We start from the raw sequence: 17,331 nt of genomic DNA, 5'->3' as shown, positions 1-17,331 counted from the left end.
TAACAACCTTTTACCCCCGCCCCGGAATATTCACGCCGCGCTCCTCGGCTACCTGCTGGGCCAGCTCGTAGCCAGCGTCGGCGTGGCGGAAGACGCCCATGCCGGGGTCGGTGGTGAGGACGCGGCGCAGGCGCTCAGCTTTTTCGGGGGTGCCGGTGGCTACTATCACCATGCCGGAGTGGGTGGAGTTGCCGATGCCCACGCCGCCGCCGTTGTGCAGCGAAACCCAGTCGGCGCCGCTGGCGCAGTTGGCCAGGGCGTTGAGCAGGGGCCAGTCGGCTACGGCGTCGGAGCCGTCGCGCATGCCTTCGGTTTCGCGGTTGGGCGAGGCCACGGAGCCACAGTCGAGGTGGTCGCGCCCGATAACGATGGGGGCCGATACCTCGCCCCGCGCCACCAGGTCGTTGATAACCAGGCCGAACTTCTCCCGCTCGCCGTAGCCCAGCCAGCACACGCGGGCGGGCAGCCCAATGAACGGCACTTTGGCCTGGGCCTTGGCAATCCAGCGGGCCAGCATTTTATTCTCGGGGAAGGTTTCGAGCAGGGCCCGGTCGATGCGCAGGATGTCCTGCGGGTCGCCGGAGAGGGCCGCCCAGCGGAACGGGCCTTTGCCCTCGCAGAACAGCGGCCGGATGTAGCCGGGCACGAAACCGGGGTACAGGAACTGGCCCTGCTCGTCGCGCACCTTGAGGCCGCCTTTCTCGGCCTGGCCGCGCAGGTTGTTGCCGTAGTCGAGGGCCACGGAGCCGGCGGCCTGCATATCAATAATGGCCTGGCAGTGCTTCATGATGGAGGCCAGCGCCTGGCGCTTGAACTCCTCGGGGTTGCTGGCGCGCAAGGTTAGCACTTCGTTCACGTCGCCTTCGGGCAGGTAGTCCATCAGGTCGTGGGCCGAGGTTTGGTCGGTCACGATGTCGGCCTTGAAGCCGCGGGTCAGCAGCTCGGGCAGTACGGTGGCAGCGTTGCCGGTCAGGCCGATGCTCCAGCCTTTGCGTTCCTGTTTGTATTGCTGGCACAGTTCCAGGGCGTGGTCCAGGTCACGGGCCTGCTCGTCGAGGTAGCCTTCGCGCACCTTCTGCTTCACCCGCTCGTCAATCGGCTCGATAACTAAGCACACTCCGTCGTTCATGGTTACGGCCAGCGGCTGCGCGCCGCTCATGCCGCCGAGGCCCGCCGTAACCGTAACGGTACCGGCCAGCGTGCCCGCAAAGTGCTTGTCGGCCACGGCGGCGAAGGTTTCGTAGGTGCCTTGCAGGATGCCTTGGGTGGCAATGTAAATCCAGGAGCCGGCCGTCATCTGGCCGTACATCATCAGCCCCAGCTTGTCCAGTTCATCGAAATATTCCTGGGTGCTCCAGGCCGGCACGAGGTTGCTATTGGCAATGAGCACCCGTGGGGCGTGGGCCCAGGTGCGCAGCACACCTACGGCTTTGCCGCTCTGCACCAGCATGGTTTCGTCGGGTTCCAGGTTTTTGAGGGTGCGGACGATGGTTTGATACTCCTTCCAGTTGCGGGCGGCGCGGCCGGCCCCGCCGTACACAATCAGCTCGTCGTACACCAAGCTCACGGCCGGGTCGAGGTTGTTTTCCAGCATGCGCAGGGCGGCCTCGGCTTCCCAGGTTTTGCAGCGCAAGGTGGTGCCGTGCTGGGCGCGCACGGTTTCCGCGGGCTTGTACTCGTAGTACATCGGGCGGGTAGTGGGCTTTTCAGATGCCGACGATTGGGAGGTGGCTTCGAGGTTGAGCTCGGGCGTGTCGAGGGTAGCGTTTGGCATGGGGTGGAAAGCTGGTAAAAGTGGGTAGGCAGGCAAGTTAAACTTTTCGCCTTTCTCCCCTAGCTTCATTTCCAGTGGGTTGCAGCCCCATTCCACTGCCACCAGCTACGGCAGTCATACTCTTTGCTGCTACGGCGCACAGCTTGCTTGCACTGGTAGCCTGTCCGTTAGTGACACCTCGGAAGGGCGCTGCTTATCGAGCAACTACACCACATCGAACAAAAGCAATTATTTTCCTTAAAACAGATAGTATTTATTGATAAACAATAAATAATTGTTTCATTTGCTATTGACAATCCCACCATATTATCACCTGTTTTGTATGCTCCGCAAAACTCAGTTTCTGCTAAAGTTTATGCGTTTCACCTTCCTGCTTATGGCCATAGCGGGGCTGGGGGTAGTGCCTTATGGCATCTACCAAATCTTGTTTCCTGGTACGCCTGGCAACGTGGTCATGCTGAATGTCCGGCAGCGCCTGACGGATTCCGAGTCGTTCGACGAGGCCCAGCAACAGGTAGCGGGCGGCAAGCCGGCCAAGCTGCTGCTGCACGCCCAAACCGGTACACTGGTTGTGCAGGAACCCAATGCTATCCGGCGCGTGCTGCTACGCCTAGTAAACGCTGAGAAAGGGCCGCTGCCGCTATTGGTGGCTGGGGTGGTGTTTGCGCTACTTATGTTCAAGATTCTGGGCGACATCAAACCCGGCGCCCCTTTCACCGCGGCCAACGTGCAGCGGCTGCGCTGGCTGGCCGTGCTGCTGCTTGGTTGCGAAGCCTACCAGCGGGTAGCCAGTTGGGGCATGCAGAACTACCTGAGCCACCTGGCGGCACCGTATACGGATCAATTGCTGCCGAATGCGGATTTTGGAACGTCGCTGATATCGAGTGGGCTGACGGCCGCTATACTGGTGGTGCTGGCCAGCGGCTACCAGCGCGGGGTCGAGCTGACGGAAGAAGCTGAATTAACTGTCTGACCTCGATGCCCATTATCGTCCGATTAGATGTGATGCTGGCGCGGCGCAAAATGTCGCTCAGCGCGCTGGCTGCCGCCGTGGATATCACGCTGGCCAACCTGTCCATCCTCAAGAGTGACAAAGCCAAGGCCATTCGGTTCAGCACACTAGAGGCTATTTGCCAGGTGCTGGAGTGCCAGCCCGGTGATTTACTGGAATTTGTGCCCGACGAAGATTCTTCGCCCCGACCTTCCCACTAGCCTAGCTTTTTCCAGGAATCTGTTGCGGCTTGCGCTTGCGCTTTCCACCGCATTTGTCTGCAAAACTTTGAGTATCAGGCAATGTATGGGAGATACTGGCTGCCTAAAGCTCCTCCGGTTTTTTTTGCACTATTCGCTGTATTCCATTGTCTTAGTAGCTCGACTATAGCGGCTTAGATAACTGAATAATATAATAAAATTTTGATCTGTTTTATCTTTTCTGGGTTACTTCCCGTTAGATACTGGTAGTAAGTGACAGGCAACGCAGTTATTGATGTTGCCGGCAATCCATTCCAAACACCTCATTCTTACCAACCTAACACGATGAAAAAGGTATTGTTTCTTGCCCTCGCCGCTGCTTCGTTCACATTTGCCTCTTGCGGCAACCAGGCCGGCGAAGGCAGCCAGGCCGGCGGCGAAACCAGCGACGCTTCGGGCACCTCAACTGAGCCTTCCACTTCTGATGCCACCAGCACGGATACCGGCATGAGTTCCGACACGTCGATGTCGGGTGGCACGGGCACCACTACGGATGGCTCCGCTACCATGGGCGCTACCACCACCGACGGCACTTCTACGGCTGGCACCACCGCCGGCGGCTCTACGGCCGGTGCTTCTACCACCACGGGCGGTGCTACCACGGGCTCCACGGCCGGCACCACCGCTGGCGGCATGACTACGGCGGGCGGTACTACCACCGGTCAGTAAAAAGCACTGGCTTGCTTGAACTCCGGAAGCCAATCACCCGATAATCTTACCGAATTAATTGAGTTAGAAGCCACCCACAATGGGTGGCTTCTCTTGTTTGTGGCCGGTAGTGCCATGCACCCAGCCGAGCCTATAAAATCTGGTTGCTGCGTCTCCCTGCCAGCCAGATTTGCGTACTACTTTCCAAACCCAGCTCAACCATTACCCCCGACACTATGAAACAAGTAGCTCCCGGCGTCACGCAGCTCACCATCCAGCGGTTCGTTAATGTGTATTTCGTGGAATCGGCCACTCCCGGCGAGTGGGTGCTGGTTGATACCGGCCTGCCGGGTTCGGAAAAGGCCATTATTGCGGCAGCCGACCAGCTTTTCTACCCTGGTACCCACCCCGAGGCCATCCTCCTCACCCACGGCCACATGGACCACTCCGGCTCGGCGCTGGCCTTGGCCGAGCACTGGAAAGTGCCCGTGCTGGCGCACCCCTTGGAATTGCCCTTCCTGACGGCCCGCGCCGTGTACCCGCCCGCCGACCCCACCGTGGAAAACGGCGGCACGCTGGCTTTCATGGCCCGGTTTTTCCCGCCGCAGTCCTTCCAGCTCAGCAGCATAGTGCAGGCCCTCCCCACCGATTCTAAAGAGGTGCCGTTCTTGCCGGAGTGGCGCTGGGTACACGTACCGGGCCACGCGCCCGGCCAGGTAGCCTTGTTCCGCGAGAAAGACAAAACCCTGCTCGGCGCCGACGCCTTTGCTACCGCCAACCACGAGTCGGTGCCGGCGCTGCTGCTCCAGGTGCCCAAGGTGAGCGTGGCGGGTGCGCCGTTCAACTACAACTGGCAGCAGGTGCGCGAATCGGTGCAGAAGCTGGCGGGCCTGCGCCCTGAGAACATCGGGTGCGGCCACGGCCCAGTGGTGCAGGGGGTGGAAGCTACCGACGGCCTTCAGCAGCTGGCCAACTTCTTCCCCATGCCTACCACCGGCCGCTACGTGCTCGACCCCGCCCGGCTCGATGAAAACGGCGTGGCCTACCTGCCGCCCGCTCCCGAGGATTCGTTCCCGCAGCGCCTGACCCTGGCTATTGTAGGCGTAGGTTTGCTGGCCGGCGCGGCCTGGCTGGTGCAGCAACGGCAGCGCCGCAGGCAAGAGGGTTACCCCACCACCCAATACGTTTCGTCGCGCCGCTTCCCCACCGGTTCCGGCAAGTATCAGGCGTAGAACTTAGGTTCCAACTACCCAAAAGCCATTCCGCTTCAACTGTAAGCGGAACGGCTTTTTGCTGGTTTCACCCCCCCCAGGACTTACCGTTGCTGCTGCGCCGTAAGCTGCGCCGCCACGCCGGTTAGGTAAGCCGTGATGATGGTAGCCGCCAGGCGCGCCGTTTGGTGGTCCCGGTCGAAGATGGGGTTCAGCTCCACTACTTCAAACAGGCACACTTCCGCCGCTTGCCCGGCCAAGAAAGCGGCTGCCGTTGCTTGCCGGGGCGTGAAACCGTCGGCGCTAGGCGCCGAAACAGCCGGAGCGTAGGCTTCGGCGCAACCGTCTATATCGAAGCTAACGAAAGCCGGGCTGCCGGCCCGCTGTAACGCACGGCGCATGTAGTTGGGCATGCCGTCGGCCTGCACGTGGGCTAAGGGCACGATATACGCCTGCTGCTCGTGCAGAAAATCAATATCGGTTTTGGTATTGAGGTTGGAATGCAAGCCGATTTCCGTGAACCGAGGCCCGGCCAGAAACTCTTCGCGCAGCAGCTTACCGAAAGGCGTTCCGCTGCTGATTACGTCGGGCTTGTGCTTCACGTCGGCGTGAGCATCCAGGTTGATGCCGCCAACCGGCTGCCCGCCACTGGCATCCACCAGGCCGCGCACGGTGCTATAGGTGCCATCATGCGAGCCGCCGAGCACTACCACCCGCGGGTACTGCCGGCATAGCTCACCCAGCTTCTCCCGGATGCGGCGGTGGTTTTCTTCGTGGTTGGGCTGGCGCAGGTTCACGTTGCCGGCATCGGCAATCCGTAAATTTTCCAGGCTGACGTTGTGCTCCAGGTTGTAGGTTTTGTGGTAGCGCCGCAGCTCCCGCCGGATGGCGTCGGGGGCGTGTACGGCCCCGGCCCGGCCGCCTTCCAGCACCGTTCCGAAATCGAGCGGCAAGCCCACCAGGCACACATCAGCTTCGGGCAGTTCGGCGGCGGGGCGGATAAGGTCGCGGAGGAAGTCGGGCATGAGGTGAGGTGGTGAGATAGTGAAATGGTGAGGTTGTTGTTTTAGCAACACTAATTGCGCAAGTGACGCAAATTGAACATCAAACTCACTATCTCACCACTTCACCACCTCACCTTGTGTTACCTTTCAGCATGAATCTGCGTTATCTTCTTCTATGTATCGGGTTGGGGCTGAGCGCGCCGGCCGTACTGGCCCAGCGGAAAGCCGCCCCGGTGGCTGCGCTCAAGCCGTCGTTTTTCACCACCTATACCTACCTCACCTACAGCATCCTGGACAAGGAAAGCGGCCCCGCGCCGGTGGCAGCCAGCGGCGTGGGCGGCACCCTCACCCTCCGCCCCGACGGCACCTACCAGAAGCACCTGACCCTGACCGTCAACCAGAACCCCATGCCCTTCGACCAGACGGGCCGCTTCACGTTCACCGGCAACAAAATCACCTTCACGTACACCGACAAAAAAGGCCAGTCCCGCACCGACCAAGGCACGTTCAGCTTGCGCAACAACCTGCTCACGCTGGTTATCGAGGGCTACCCGGCCGGCAACTCCAGCACCTACACGCTCCGGGCGCAGTAGTGCGGCACCCAGCCGAAACGCCACACGGCCGGGCGCACCAAACCAGAAGTTGCAATTGCGCCCCGCCCGGCTTTCTCCTAACTTGCAGCCCCTTCGGCCCCACCACGCCGACAGAAATTCTCACTAACTCACCATTTCACCAACTCACCATAGATGGGACGCGCATTTGAATTCCGCAAAGGCCGCAAAATGAAGCGCTGGGACCGGATGTCCAAAGATTTCACCCGCATCGGCCGGGAGATTGTGATGGCCGTGAAGGAAGGCGGCACCAACCCCGATGCCAATTCCCGCCTGCGCACGGCCATGCAGAACGCCAAAGGCGTGAACATGCCCAAAGACCGGGTGGAAGCCGCCATCAAGCGGGCCAGCAGCAAAGAGGAAAAAGACTACCAGGAAGTGGTATATGAGGGCTACGCGCCCCACGGCGTGGCCGTGGTGATTGAAACCGCCACCGACAACCCCACCCGCACCGTGGCCAACGTGCGCATGTACTTCAACCGCGGCAACGGCGCCCTCGGCACCGCCGGCTCTTCCGACTTCACCTTCACCCGCAAAGGCGTGTTCCGCCTCGCCGCCGAAGGCCTCGACCTCGACGAGCTGGAACTGGAGTTGATTGACGCCGGCGCCGAAGACGTGTACGCCGACCAGGAAGAAGACGAGCAAGGCAACGTGAAGGACTTTATTGTGGTGGAAACCACTTTCCAGGACTTCGGCCAGATGCAGAAGGCGCTGGAAGAAAAGGGCCTGAACGTTACGTCGGCCCAGCTCCAGCGCGTGCCCAACACCACCGTCCACCTCGAAGGCGACCAGCTGGAAGAGGTAATGAACCTCATCGAGAAGTTCGAAGAGGACGACGACGTACAAGCCGTGTACCATACGCTGGGGTAATTACTGGTTTTACAGCCAGTCTCATCGGATTTCGTAGTTGATTTGATTATGCCAACCGTTGTGTAATAGCAATTTGCAATTTCGATTTCCCTTCATCTTTTTATACATGAAGTGCGTATGTTTGCATAACCTTTCGCACTACCATAAATACACTGTGCGCGCAAGCCAAACGGCGGCCAGAGCCGAAGCTCTGACCGCCGCCCATCATCTTACGGATGTTCGAGCCAGTGGCTTACCACAGCTCGAATGGCTCCTCCTAGTGCGGCCTTCACCAACTCTAGGGAGATGCGAAACAAACCGACCTTGTCGGCTTGTTTCTTGCTTGCACGCTTACCCATAACTTCGTAGGTTGTTGGGTGTGCTATCCACCCACTTCCTGAAGCCCTGGCTGCGTCAACAGCCGGGGCTTCGTCTTTTCAGACGATGCGTTGGCGGGATGACAACCATGCAAGTGCAACGAAGATAAAGCAAAGCTCTTCGGGATATAGTGTCTTTTTTCTGTTCAGGTCACGTCTGGATTCGAACCTTTACTTATAATAATCTATGTATCAATTATTTAAAAATCTTAGTTGTTGGGTTGCCGGGCCTTGTGCAACCGACGAATGTGGACAACTTCTTCTACTATCCCCCCTTTCTACGTATAGAAATTGGCTTCAACAAAATCTGATTATATGAACAGGTTTCTCAGCTTTCCTATTGTAATGTTGCTTACCGCCGCCTGCAACACGCAACCCAAGCCGGAAACCGCCACGGCTCCCGCGGCCAGCTACTTCCAAAGCCAGGAAACCGGCGTGCAGGACGGCGGCGTGCAAGTCATTCCGATTAGCACGCCCAAGGGCACATTCAAGGTCTGGACCAAGCGCTTCGGCAACAACCCGAAGATGAAAGTGCTGCTGCTCAACGGCGGACCCGGTGCCACCCACGAGTACTTTGAGTGCATGGAAAACTTTCTGCCCCAGGAAGGCATCGAGTTCATCTACTACGACCAGCTCGGCTGCGGCAACTCCGACAACCCCAAGGATACGGCCATGTGGAGCTTGCCGCGCTACGTGGAAGAGGTAGAGCAAGTGCGCAAAGCCCTTAACCTAACCAAGGACAACTTCTATCTGCTCGGCCACAGCTGGGGCGGCATTCTGGCGGCCGAATATGCCTTCAAGTACCAGCAGAATCTGAAAGGCCTGGTCATCAGCAATATGATGATGAGTATTCCGGCCTACAACAAGTACGCCGACGAGGTGCTGGCGCCCCAACTCAAGCCCGAAGTGCTGGCCGAAATCCGCCAGATTGAAGCCAAAAAGGATTTCGCCAACCCGCGCTACATGCAGTTACTGGAGCCGAACTTCTACGCCGAACACCTTTGCCGCCTACCCGAGCTGCCTGAGCCCATGACCCGCTCCCTGGGCAAAACCAATCAGTCGCTCTACGTGACCATGCAGGGCCCCAGCGAATTTGGCGCTTCCGGCAAGCTTCTACACTGGGACCGGACCCCGGACCTGCCGAAACTGTCGGTACCCGTCCTCAGTATCGGCGGCAAGTACGACACCATGGACCCCGAGCACATGCGCCGCATTGCCAGCCAAGTGCAAAACGGCACCGCCCTCATCTGCCCCAACGGCAGCCACATGAGCCTCTACGACGACCAGCAAACCTATATGAGCGGGCTGACCAAGTGGATAGTGAGCGTGAACAAGGGCGAAAAAAAGGTGGCGTTGTAGAGTAGATGCTTGTCATCCTGAGCTTGCGAAGGCGCATCTGCGGTAAAGTATGAAAGCTGAATTGATACCCGTTATAGAAGTTGACCTTCGGCATCCTGAGGTGGCAGAAGCTCTTGCCTCGATTTCTCCTTTTGCAGTTAACACACCTTTTTACAGGATTACTGACATACCACTTGGCGCTATCAAGGCCTTGGCGAAGGCGCATCTGCAGGGCTATTTCGACGGTGAACGAATCATTGAGGAGCAGTGCAGCTTTTTCGGCGGCTACGTGTTGCGCATCGACGGTCAGAACACTCTTTTTCCGCAGTGCTGCGGCGAACTGTCAGACATCGTCTATTGGAAACATGTAGCTAAATACAACCGTGGCGCTTATTGCAACGGCCACCCGGCTCCGGAAGTCCTATTCACTACCGATATGGTCCTCTTTGATTGCAGGGTGGATTACGAGGAGTTTCGACCATATACTCCCCTTGAAATTCAAGTAGCAAAATCTGCTTTGTCTGCCGCATACGACCAAGCACTGCTTGAGCTAGAAGTGTTTGCCCGGCAGCTTGAACAGATACAGTTGGAGTTGCCAACGCCTGTTGAGAGTATTGCGCACGTCTTGATTTACCGCAACGCTGAACTGTCAGAACAATAAGTCGCAACTTCCCGCCATGCCCATCCCATACCGCACCCTTTTCCTGCTCGACACCGATACCGCTGCCATTTTCGAAATCAAGCGCCTGGATGTACAGAGCAACAACCCCGGTGACGTGTATTTCTGGCTGTATTTCAACAAAGGCACACAAGCGTTGCAGCCGCTCACGTTCGTAGCCATGAGCAACGACGGCGGCGTGCAGCAGCGCGAATTTGCCCAGGGACACTTGCGCTTTACGGCCACGGAAGGCACCTACACATCCAAGGAAGCCGGCGTACCCCTGCTATTGCAACCCGTGACGCCCGCCACGCTACCTACCGAAGTGGAAACGGCGCTGTTTGCGTTTTTCCAGGCGGCCGGCGCGGCGGTTTAAGTGAACCGCCTGCTTCCGTCGTACCTTTGCGGCCGGCTCACGTTCAGGACGTGGGCAGGCTACTTTGCTGATGCTGCAACCAGCAACCATAAACCAGCAACTAAAAACCAACACCATGTCTACCCGGCTCAATAAATACATCAGTGAAAGCGGCTTCTGCTCCCGGCGGGAAGCCGACAAGTTTATCGAGCAGGGCCGCGTGTTCGTGAACGGCAAGCGGGCTGCGGTGGGCGTGCAGGTTGGCCCCCGCGACCAGGTGGTGGTAAACGGGCACGCCATTGAGCCGCGGGCCGAGGAAGACGCCGTGTACATTGCCTTCAACAAGCCGCCGGGCGTGACGAGCACAACCGAGCGCGGCGTGAAAGGCAACATCATCGACTACATCAAGCACAGCGTCCGCATCTTCCCCATCGGCCGCCTCGATAAGGAGTCGCAGGGCCTGATTCTGCTGACCAGCAACGGCGACATCGTCAATAAGATTCTGCGGGCCGGCAACCGCCACGAGAAGGAATACATTGTGATGGTGGACAAGCCCATCAACGACCAGTTCATCGAGGCCATGGCCAATGGCGTCTCGATTCTGGGCGTGATGACGCAGAAGTGCGAGGTGAAGAAGGAAACCAACTACATCTTCCGCATCACGCTCATCCAGGGCATGAACCGCCAGATTCGGCGCATGTGCGAGGCGTTTGGCTACGAGGTAGTGCAGCTGGAACGCATTCGGGTGATGAACATCAACATCAAAGGTATCGGTATCGGCGACTGGCGCGAGCTAACGGAGAAGGAGCTAAAGGAGCTGTTCGGCATGATTGAGCACTCCAGCGGCACCGACGACGGCTCGGTACCGCGCCGCCGCAAAACCGTTTCCACCGCCGAGCAGTGGGCCGACCGCCCCTCGCGCAAAACCTCGCGCCCCACCACTGGCCAAGCCGTTATTGCGCGCCCCGCCTCCGGCCCCGGCTCCGACGATACCCCCCGCAAGCCCAAAACCAAGTTAGCCGGCGCCTGGGTTGAAAAAGCCGCGGGCCGCAAACCTGCCACTCCACGTGGCTTGGCTACGGCGGGCCGGGCTGCCGGCTCGGGGCGCCCCACCGGTCAGCCCGGAGTCCGCCCCAACCGCCCAGCCGGTTCCTCCAAAGGTGCCTCCGCCGGCCCCGGCCGGCCCAAAAACACCACCCGTGGCACCCGCGGCAGCGCCCGCCCCGGTAAACGCTCTTAATGGCAACGAGCCGCTCCACTTAGGGCGGCTCGTTTTGGTTTAAAGACATGTTATAATAAGTATTATAATGTAGCTGAAAGTCTAGTTCCCCTCCTCAGATGAGGAGGGGTTAGGGGTGGTTGAACAACTAGAACTAGAAATTAGAGCTAGTAAATCATTCAACGATTGGTCAACCACCCCTAGCCCCTCCTTATCCAAGGAGGGGAACTAGCTTTTAGTTTTAGCTCTAAGCTACCAAAACCTGGCCGTTGAAATGTCTGATTTCAGAACAATGCGCAAGTGGCTTTTTTATAGCTACAATCAGACTCCTTACGCTTACACGGACCTGTAATTAGGTTGTATTCGAAGCTGATTTCAGTATTTCAAAAGTCTAATTGAAACGAAAGTTTGGATGCGTGGTAGGTGGGGGTGCCCGCTATGTTTGGCTTGTCGACCGGCTACTACCCGGCGCTTGTATTCCAACCCACACACCACTGTACCGTTATGAACACCAAGCCCTCCAATGCCTTCATTGCCGCTTCCTGGGTGGCGCTGCTAGCCGGAATGGCCGCCTTCGTTGTTGGCCTCTGGAACGCCCAGATGGCGCTCAACGAGAAAGGATACTACTTCACTGTGCTCATGTACGGCCTGTTCTCGGCCGTTTCGCTGCAAAAAACCGTGCGCGACCAAATGGAAGGCGTGCCGGTGACGGGCATCTACTACGGCCTAAGCTGGTTTTCTACCCTAATGGCGGTGGCCCTGCTGGTGGTCGGCCTGTGGAACGCTACGCTTACGCTCAGCGAAAAAGGCTTCTATGGCATGTCGTTTCTGCTGGCGCTGTTCGGGGCCATTGCCGTGCAGAAAAACACCCGTGACAGCCGCACCGACAGCAACTCGCTGTAAGAAAAGCTGCTTTGTCATTCCGACGCAGGAGGAATCTGACTACAGTCATTCAACGATTACACTCAGATTCCTCCTACGTCGGAATGACAGGGCAACCTGTAGCTTTGGCGTCATTAGCCCACTTTTCAGCTATATTGATGACACCCAAACAACAAATGCTGGCCGGCGAACTGTACCAAGCCAACGACCCCGAACTGGTAGCGGAACGCCTGCACGCCAAGACCCTGTGCCACCGCTACAACCAGGAGCCGGTGCAGCTCAACAAGCAAGTTCTTGCTGAGCTGCTGGGCTACGAAACCGACGCCCACGTGGAAGCCCCGTTGCGTTGCGACTACGGCTACAACATCAAAGTAGGCCGGAATTTCTATTCCAACTACAACCTCACCATCCTCGACTGCGCCCCCGTCACCATCGGCGACAACGTGTTCATAGCCCCGAATGTGCTGCTCAGCACCGCCGGCCACCCCGTAGAAGTGGCGCCGCGCATAGCCGGTTGGGAGTTTGCCCGCCCCATCACCATCGGCGACAATGTGTGGATCGGTGGCGGGGTAACGATACTACCCGGCGTGACAATTGGGGCGGGTACCACCATCGGGGCCGGCAGCGTAGTCACGCGCGACATTCCGGCCGGGGTGGTAGCCGTTGGGAACCCCTGCCGGGTGCTGCGGCCGGTAGCAAATCCAGACAAAACCATGTAGAGACGCGACACTTCGCGTCTCGGCGTTGCTGAGGTTGATTGTGTGGTGTCGTCCAAACGGCGCGGACGCCGAGACGCGAAGTGTCGCGTCTCTACAGCGCTAACGAAAAACAAAAAACCAGCAACAAAAAACGAGTACCCCGTATCTTGCAGCCCGCCGTGCAGCGTCAGCACCGGCGGGCTGCCCTTTTCAGGGCTTGCTTCCTGTCAATTCTTCACCGCCTACCGCTCCCCCATGCAGCTCCGTACCGACTGGACCCTCGAAGAAGTAAACGCTATTTATCACCAGCCCGTGCTGGAACTCGTGACGCAGGCCGCCGCCATCCATGCCCAAACCCAGGCCACCGGCGAAGTACAGGTGTGCACGCTGCTGAGCGTGAAAACCGGCGGCTGCCCCGAAGACTGCGCCTATTGCCCCCAGGCGGCCCGCTACCATACCGGTGTGCAAGCCCACAAGCTCCTCCCCGATGCCGAAGTGCTGGCCTCGGCCCAACGCGCCAAGGATTCGGGTAGCACCCGCTTCTGCATGGGCGCCGCCTGGCGCGAAATCCGCGACAACCGGGACTTCGACCGGGTACTGGGCATGGTCGAGCAAGTGAACGGCCTCGGCCTGGAAGTGTGCTGCACCCTGGGCATGCTCAACGAGTACCAGGCCGAGCGCCTCAAGCAAGCCGGCCTCTACGCCTACAACCACAACCTCGACACCAGCCGCGAGCATTACGACGACATCATCACGACCCGCACCTACGACGACCGGCTGAATACGCTGGAGCACGTGCGCAAAGCAGGTATTTCGGTGTGCTCGGGCGGTATCATCGGCCTCGGCGAAACCGACGAAGACCGGGTAGCCATGCTGCACACGCTGGCCACCTTGCCCGCCCACCCCGAGTCGGTGCCGGTGAATGCGCTGGTGCCCGTAGCCGGTACGCCCCTCGCCGACCAGCCCCGCGTGAGCGTGTGGGAAATGCTGCGCATGATTGCCACGGCCCGCATTCTGATGCCGCACACCATGGTGCGCCTCTCGGCGGGCCGCCAGGAAATGCCCGTTACCGAGCAAGCTTTATGCTTCCTGGCCGGTGCCAACTCCATCTTCAGCGGCGAAAAGCTCCTCACCACCCCCAACCCCGATTTCGACGCCGACAAGCAGATGTTTGAATTGCTGGGTCTGAAGCCACGCAAGTCGTTTAAAGACGTGCCGGAAGGCGCTATGGTGTTGGGTAAAGAAGTTTCGGTAGAGGCGTAGCTTTAAAGCTATTACTATACAACTCCCCTCCTTATTTCAAGGAGGGGTGGCCGCAGGCCGGGGTGGTTAACTAGAGCTAGAAAGCTAGAACTAGTTTTCGTTCAACAATTGAACCACCCCGGCCTACGGCCACCCCTCCTTGAAATAAGGAGGGGAATTAGTTTCTAGCTCTGGCTCTATTTTTCATGCCCGAATTCCCTTTGCACCAACGCCTTGCCCAGCAGCTCGCCCAGCGCGAAACCGCTGGTACGCGCCGCCGCCTCACGCAGCCAGCAGCCGGATTGGTGGATTTCAGCTCCAACGACTACCTCGGACTTAGCCGCCACCCAACAGTACAGGCCGCCGTGCAGCAAGCCACCAGCGAAGCGGCAGGCAGCACCGGCTCCCGGCTGCTTACCGGCAACTCAGCGGCCGCCGAAGCCTTGGAAGTGCATGTAGCGCAGTTTCACCGGGCCGAAGCGGCGCTGCTGTTCAACTCCGGCTACGCGGCCAACCTGGGCTTCTTCTCGGCTGTGCCTCGCCGCGGCGACACCATTCTGTACGACGAAGCCTCCCATGCCTCCGTCAAGGACGGTATCCGCAGCAGCTTTGCCACCGCCTGGAGCTTCCGCCACAACGACCTCGCCGACTTGGAGCGGCGGCTCACCCGCGCCACCGGGGCCGTGTTTGTGGCCGTGGAGTCTTTGTACTCAATGGATGGCGACATGGCGCCGTTGCCGGAACTAGCTGCGTTTTGCCGCGCCAGAGGGTTGTATCTGGTGGTGGATGAGGCGCATAGCAACGGAGTTTATGGGCCGGCCGGTGAAGGCCTGGTAGCAGCCCTGGGGTTGGAATCCGACGTATTCGCCCGCATCCTCACCTTTGGGAAGGCGCTGGGCAGCCAGGGCGCCGCCGTGGTTGGCCCTACCGTATTGCACGACTACCTGCTGAACTTCAGCCGCCCGTTCATCTACACCACGGCCCTGCCACCACTCACCATAGCCAGCCTCACGGCAGCCTACCAAGTGCTGCCAACCCTGGCAGCGGAACGCCAGCAGCTATTCGCTTTTTCCGACTACCTCAAGGCCACGCTTAATACTGTGCCCGGCTTGCACGTACCCCCGGAAAGCCATATCATCCACCCGGTTTTCTTCCCGCAGCAGCCCGGCCCCGAAACGGCCCGCCGCGTAGCCGCCGCCGCCCAGCAAGCCGGCTTCGACGTGCGCCCCATCGTGTCGCCAACGGTGCCGGTGGGTACGGAGCGGCTGCGGCTTATCGTGCATAGCTACAACACCGCGGCGGAAATCAACGGGCTGGCGGCGGTGTTGAGGCAATAGTATTGGCAACTAATCTGTTGTAGCAGATTCATGAACGGTGTAGAGACGCATACTTGCGTCTCCTTGTTGAACAGTAGGTGGCGCGGACGACGAGACGCAAGTATGCGTCTCTACACCGTTTTTGAAATGGCTATAGCTGGAGCTGTAAAACGACATTTGACATTTATGATAATATACTTACAATCAGCATTCATCTTGTTTGTTTCATTCTTTTTAACAGGATGCAAACAAGAATGTCGAGTCGTTAAATCGACTTATGCGAATGGAAGTAACGAAGTTGTTTTCCTATACCCAGATTGCAACGACAAAAGTTATTATAAGCGACAAGGTTTTTACAGTAACGGACAAATAGAATACGAAGGATTTTGCAAAAACGGCCAAAAGACAGGACATTTTAAAAGCTGGTCAGAAACTGGACACCAGACAGCAGACTGGACAATAGTAAACGGCAAAGAGCATGGCTATATCAAATGTTGGTACGATGATGGCACTAAAAAACGAGAATCTATTCTAAACCAAGGGATTACGGATGGATTTACAAAAGAATGGTATGAAAGCGGAGAGCCTGCAAGCGCAGGAAATTATACAAACGGCAAGAAGACAGGAAAATGGAAAACGTGGGAAGAGAACGGAGCTTGGAAAACATTAGAATATAGAAATGGGGTTCTTTGGGGTGAAACAACTGAGCACTTAATTGATTCGACAGAAACAATCTTAGTTGCCGGACAATATGAAGCAGGAAAAGAATCTGGTGTCTGGAAATGGTTTGATAGAGACAGTATTTTATACGAAACATGCACGTATCAGAAAGGCAAACTAAAGGGAGAAACTATTGAATATCACAGAAACGGCAAGATAAAATCTAAGGGATATTTGATAGATGGCAAATACAATGACACCGTATATTATTTCAACCACATTGGAACATTAACTAAGAAACAATTCTATAAAAATGGCAAATTGATTATATCAAATTAAGTTGCATACATTCTTTACAAAGCCGCACTATTTACCCTATTCTCTCTTTGGAAAAGCTCTTCATCACCGGCATCGGCACGGACGTTGGTAAAACGCTGGTTTCGGCCATCCTCACCGAAGCCTTGCAGGCCGACTACTGGAAGCCGGTGCAGGCGGGCCTGGAGCCTACCACCGATGCGGCCACGGTGCGCAGCCTCGTGCAGAACCAAGTGAGCCGCTTTTGGCCCGAGCGACACCGGCTGCAACTGCCGGCTTCGCCCCACGCTGCTGCTGCCGCAGAAGGCATCACCCTGCATCCCGCCGATTTTCAGTTGCCGGAAACCACCAACCACCTGCTGGTAGAAGGCGCGGGCGGGCTGCTGGTGCCATTGGCGCCCGGTTTCCTGATAGCCGACTTAGCCCAGCAATTTGCGCTTAATGTGGTAGTGGTATCGCGCAACTACCTGGGCAGTATCAACCACACGCTGCTTACGCTGGAGGCCTTACAGGCCCGCGGCTTACGGGTGCGCGGACTGGTTTTCAATGGGGAGCCCACTCCTGCCACCGAGGACTTTATCAGTGAGCATACCGGCGTGCCCCTAATGCCGCGGCTGCTACCCGAACCAGCCGTTTCGGTGGAAGTGGTGAGCCGCTACGCCGCAGAGTTTCGGCAGTGGTTTAACCGTTGAAATAGTACGGCTTCAAAACCAACTCACATTGTCTTTTTTTGCACTTAATCTATTTGCACTTTCAATTAAGGCACCACCCTTATTAATGCCATGTATTCAAAGTAGAAAATTCATATTTATCAGCAATATATTTAACTAGAAACTTCAAATAAGCTAATAAAATTGCGTTAATAATCCGAATTGAATTCAGCTTCAATTCAAGCTATTAGCAGCATTTTTATCGGCACTCTG

General features: G+C 57.7%; 18 protein-coding genes. 16 read left to right on the top strand and 2 right to left on the bottom strand.

The annotated features are described in order from the left end of the window. Positions 1-10: 10 nt before the first annotated feature. A complete protein-coding gene (gene hutU, locus J0X19_RS00270) occupies positions 11-1,774 on the bottom strand; it encodes a urocanate hydratase (protein WP_206979882.1) in 1,764 nt (587 codons plus the stop codon). 355 nt (positions 1,775-2,129) lie between these two features. On the opposite strand from hutU, the gene J0X19_RS00265 reads away from it, so the two are divergent. The 4 genes from J0X19_RS00265 to J0X19_RS00250 all read left to right on the top strand — a co-directional run bounded on the left by J0X19_RS00265 (position 2,130) and on the right by J0X19_RS00250 (position 4,905). Further along, positions 2,130-2,747 (top strand): DUF2975 domain-containing protein, encoded by a 618-nt coding sequence (locus tag J0X19_RS00265; protein ID WP_206979881.1) that lies wholly within the window; start codon positions 2,130-2,132, stop codon positions 2,745-2,747. 5 nt (positions 2,748-2,752) lie between these two features. Then, positions 2,753-2,986, top strand: coding sequence for a helix-turn-helix domain-containing protein (locus J0X19_RS00260; RefSeq protein WP_206979880.1), 234 nt, complete (start codon positions 2,753-2,755; stop codon positions 2,984-2,986). A gap of 324 nt (positions 2,987-3,310) precedes the next feature. Next, on the top strand, positions 3,311-3,694 hold the full coding sequence (locus J0X19_RS00255) for a hypothetical protein (protein WP_206979879.1): 384 nt from the start codon (positions 3,311-3,313) through the stop codon (positions 3,692-3,694). Positions 3,695-3,909: 215 nt separating this feature from the next. Beyond that, on the top strand, positions 3,910-4,905 hold the full coding sequence (locus J0X19_RS00250) for an MBL fold metallo-hydrolase (protein WP_206979878.1): 996 nt from the start codon (positions 3,910-3,912) through the stop codon (positions 4,903-4,905). Positions 4,906-4,988: 83 nt separating this feature from the next. On the opposite strand, the gene J0X19_RS00245 is transcribed toward J0X19_RS00250, so the two are convergent. Then, the gene (locus J0X19_RS00245; RefSeq protein WP_206979877.1) at positions 4,989-5,909 is read right to left on the bottom strand and encodes an arginase family protein; all 921 of its coding nucleotides are present in this window, start codon (positions 5,907-5,909) and stop codon (positions 4,989-4,991) included. A 131-nt stretch (positions 5,910-6,040) separates the two neighbouring features. Between J0X19_RS00245 and J0X19_RS00240 the strand changes: the two genes are divergently transcribed. From J0X19_RS00240 to bioD, 12 genes are all read left to right on the top strand, one after another. After that, a complete protein-coding gene (locus J0X19_RS00240; protein ID WP_206979876.1) occupies positions 6,041-6,481 on the top strand; it encodes a copper resistance protein NlpE N-terminal domain-containing protein in 441 nt (146 codons plus the stop codon). Positions 6,482-6,634: 153 nt separating this feature from the next. Beyond that, positions 6,635-7,369, top strand: coding sequence for a YebC/PmpR family DNA-binding transcriptional regulator (locus tag J0X19_RS00235; RefSeq protein WP_206979875.1), 735 nt, complete (start codon positions 6,635-6,637; stop codon positions 7,367-7,369). A 701-nt stretch (positions 7,370-8,070) separates the two neighbouring features. Then, entirely contained in the window at positions 8,071-9,084 is a 1,014-nt protein-coding gene (locus tag J0X19_RS00230) for a proline iminopeptidase-family hydrolase (protein ID WP_242581753.1), read from the top strand. A 49-nt stretch (positions 9,085-9,133) separates the two neighbouring features. After that, on the top strand, positions 9,134-9,724 hold the full coding sequence (locus J0X19_RS00225) for a hypothetical protein (RefSeq protein WP_206979873.1): 591 nt from the start codon (positions 9,134-9,136) through the stop codon (positions 9,722-9,724). Between the two features lie 16 nt (positions 9,725-9,740). Then, positions 9,741-10,097 (top strand): hypothetical protein, encoded by a 357-nt coding sequence (locus J0X19_RS00220; RefSeq protein ID WP_206979872.1) that lies wholly within the window; start codon positions 9,741-9,743, stop codon positions 10,095-10,097. Between the two features lie 115 nt (positions 10,098-10,212). Continuing rightward, positions 10,213-11,316: a 23S rRNA pseudouridine(2604) synthase RluF gene (rluF, locus tag J0X19_RS00215; RefSeq protein WP_206979871.1), complete on the top strand. Its 1,104-nt coding sequence runs from the start codon at positions 10,213-10,215 to the stop codon at positions 11,314-11,316. Between the two features lie 483 nt (positions 11,317-11,799). Further along, the gene (gene yiaA, locus J0X19_RS00210; RefSeq protein WP_206979870.1) at positions 11,800-12,198 is read left to right on the top strand and encodes an inner membrane protein YiaA; all 399 of its coding nucleotides are present in this window, start codon (positions 11,800-11,802) and stop codon (positions 12,196-12,198) included. A gap of 137 nt (positions 12,199-12,335) precedes the next feature. Continuing rightward, a complete protein-coding gene (locus J0X19_RS00205) occupies positions 12,336-12,896 on the top strand; it encodes a sugar O-acetyltransferase (protein WP_206979869.1) in 561 nt (186 codons plus the stop codon). A gap of 234 nt (positions 12,897-13,130) precedes the next feature. After that, complete coding sequence (gene bioB, locus J0X19_RS00200; protein ID WP_206979868.1) at positions 13,131-14,138, top strand: biotin synthase BioB; 1,008 nt, start codon at positions 13,131-13,133, stop codon at positions 14,136-14,138. Between the two features lie 185 nt (positions 14,139-14,323). Continuing rightward, positions 14,324-15,454 (top strand): aminotransferase class I/II-fold pyridoxal phosphate-dependent enzyme, encoded by a 1,131-nt coding sequence (locus J0X19_RS00195; protein WP_206979867.1) that lies wholly within the window; start codon positions 14,324-14,326, stop codon positions 15,452-15,454. 102 nt (positions 15,455-15,556) lie between these two features. Continuing rightward, positions 15,557-16,432 carry a toxin-antitoxin system YwqK family antitoxin gene (locus J0X19_RS00190; RefSeq protein ID WP_206979866.1) on the top strand — a complete coding sequence of 292 codons (876 nt, stop codon included), beginning with the start codon at positions 15,557-15,559 and terminating at the stop codon, positions 16,430-16,432. Between the two features lie 47 nt (positions 16,433-16,479). Beyond that, positions 16,480-17,100: a dethiobiotin synthase gene (gene bioD / locus J0X19_RS00185; protein WP_206979865.1), complete on the top strand. Its 621-nt coding sequence runs from the start codon at positions 16,480-16,482 to the stop codon at positions 17,098-17,100. Positions 17,101-17,331 lie beyond the last annotated feature (231 nt).

Source organism: Hymenobacter telluris (assembly GCF_017313265.1).
GTDB lineage: Bacteria > Bacteroidota > Bacteroidia > Cytophagales > Hymenobacteraceae > Hymenobacter > Hymenobacter telluris.
This window is presented reverse-complemented; position numbering and strand designations above follow the sequence as displayed.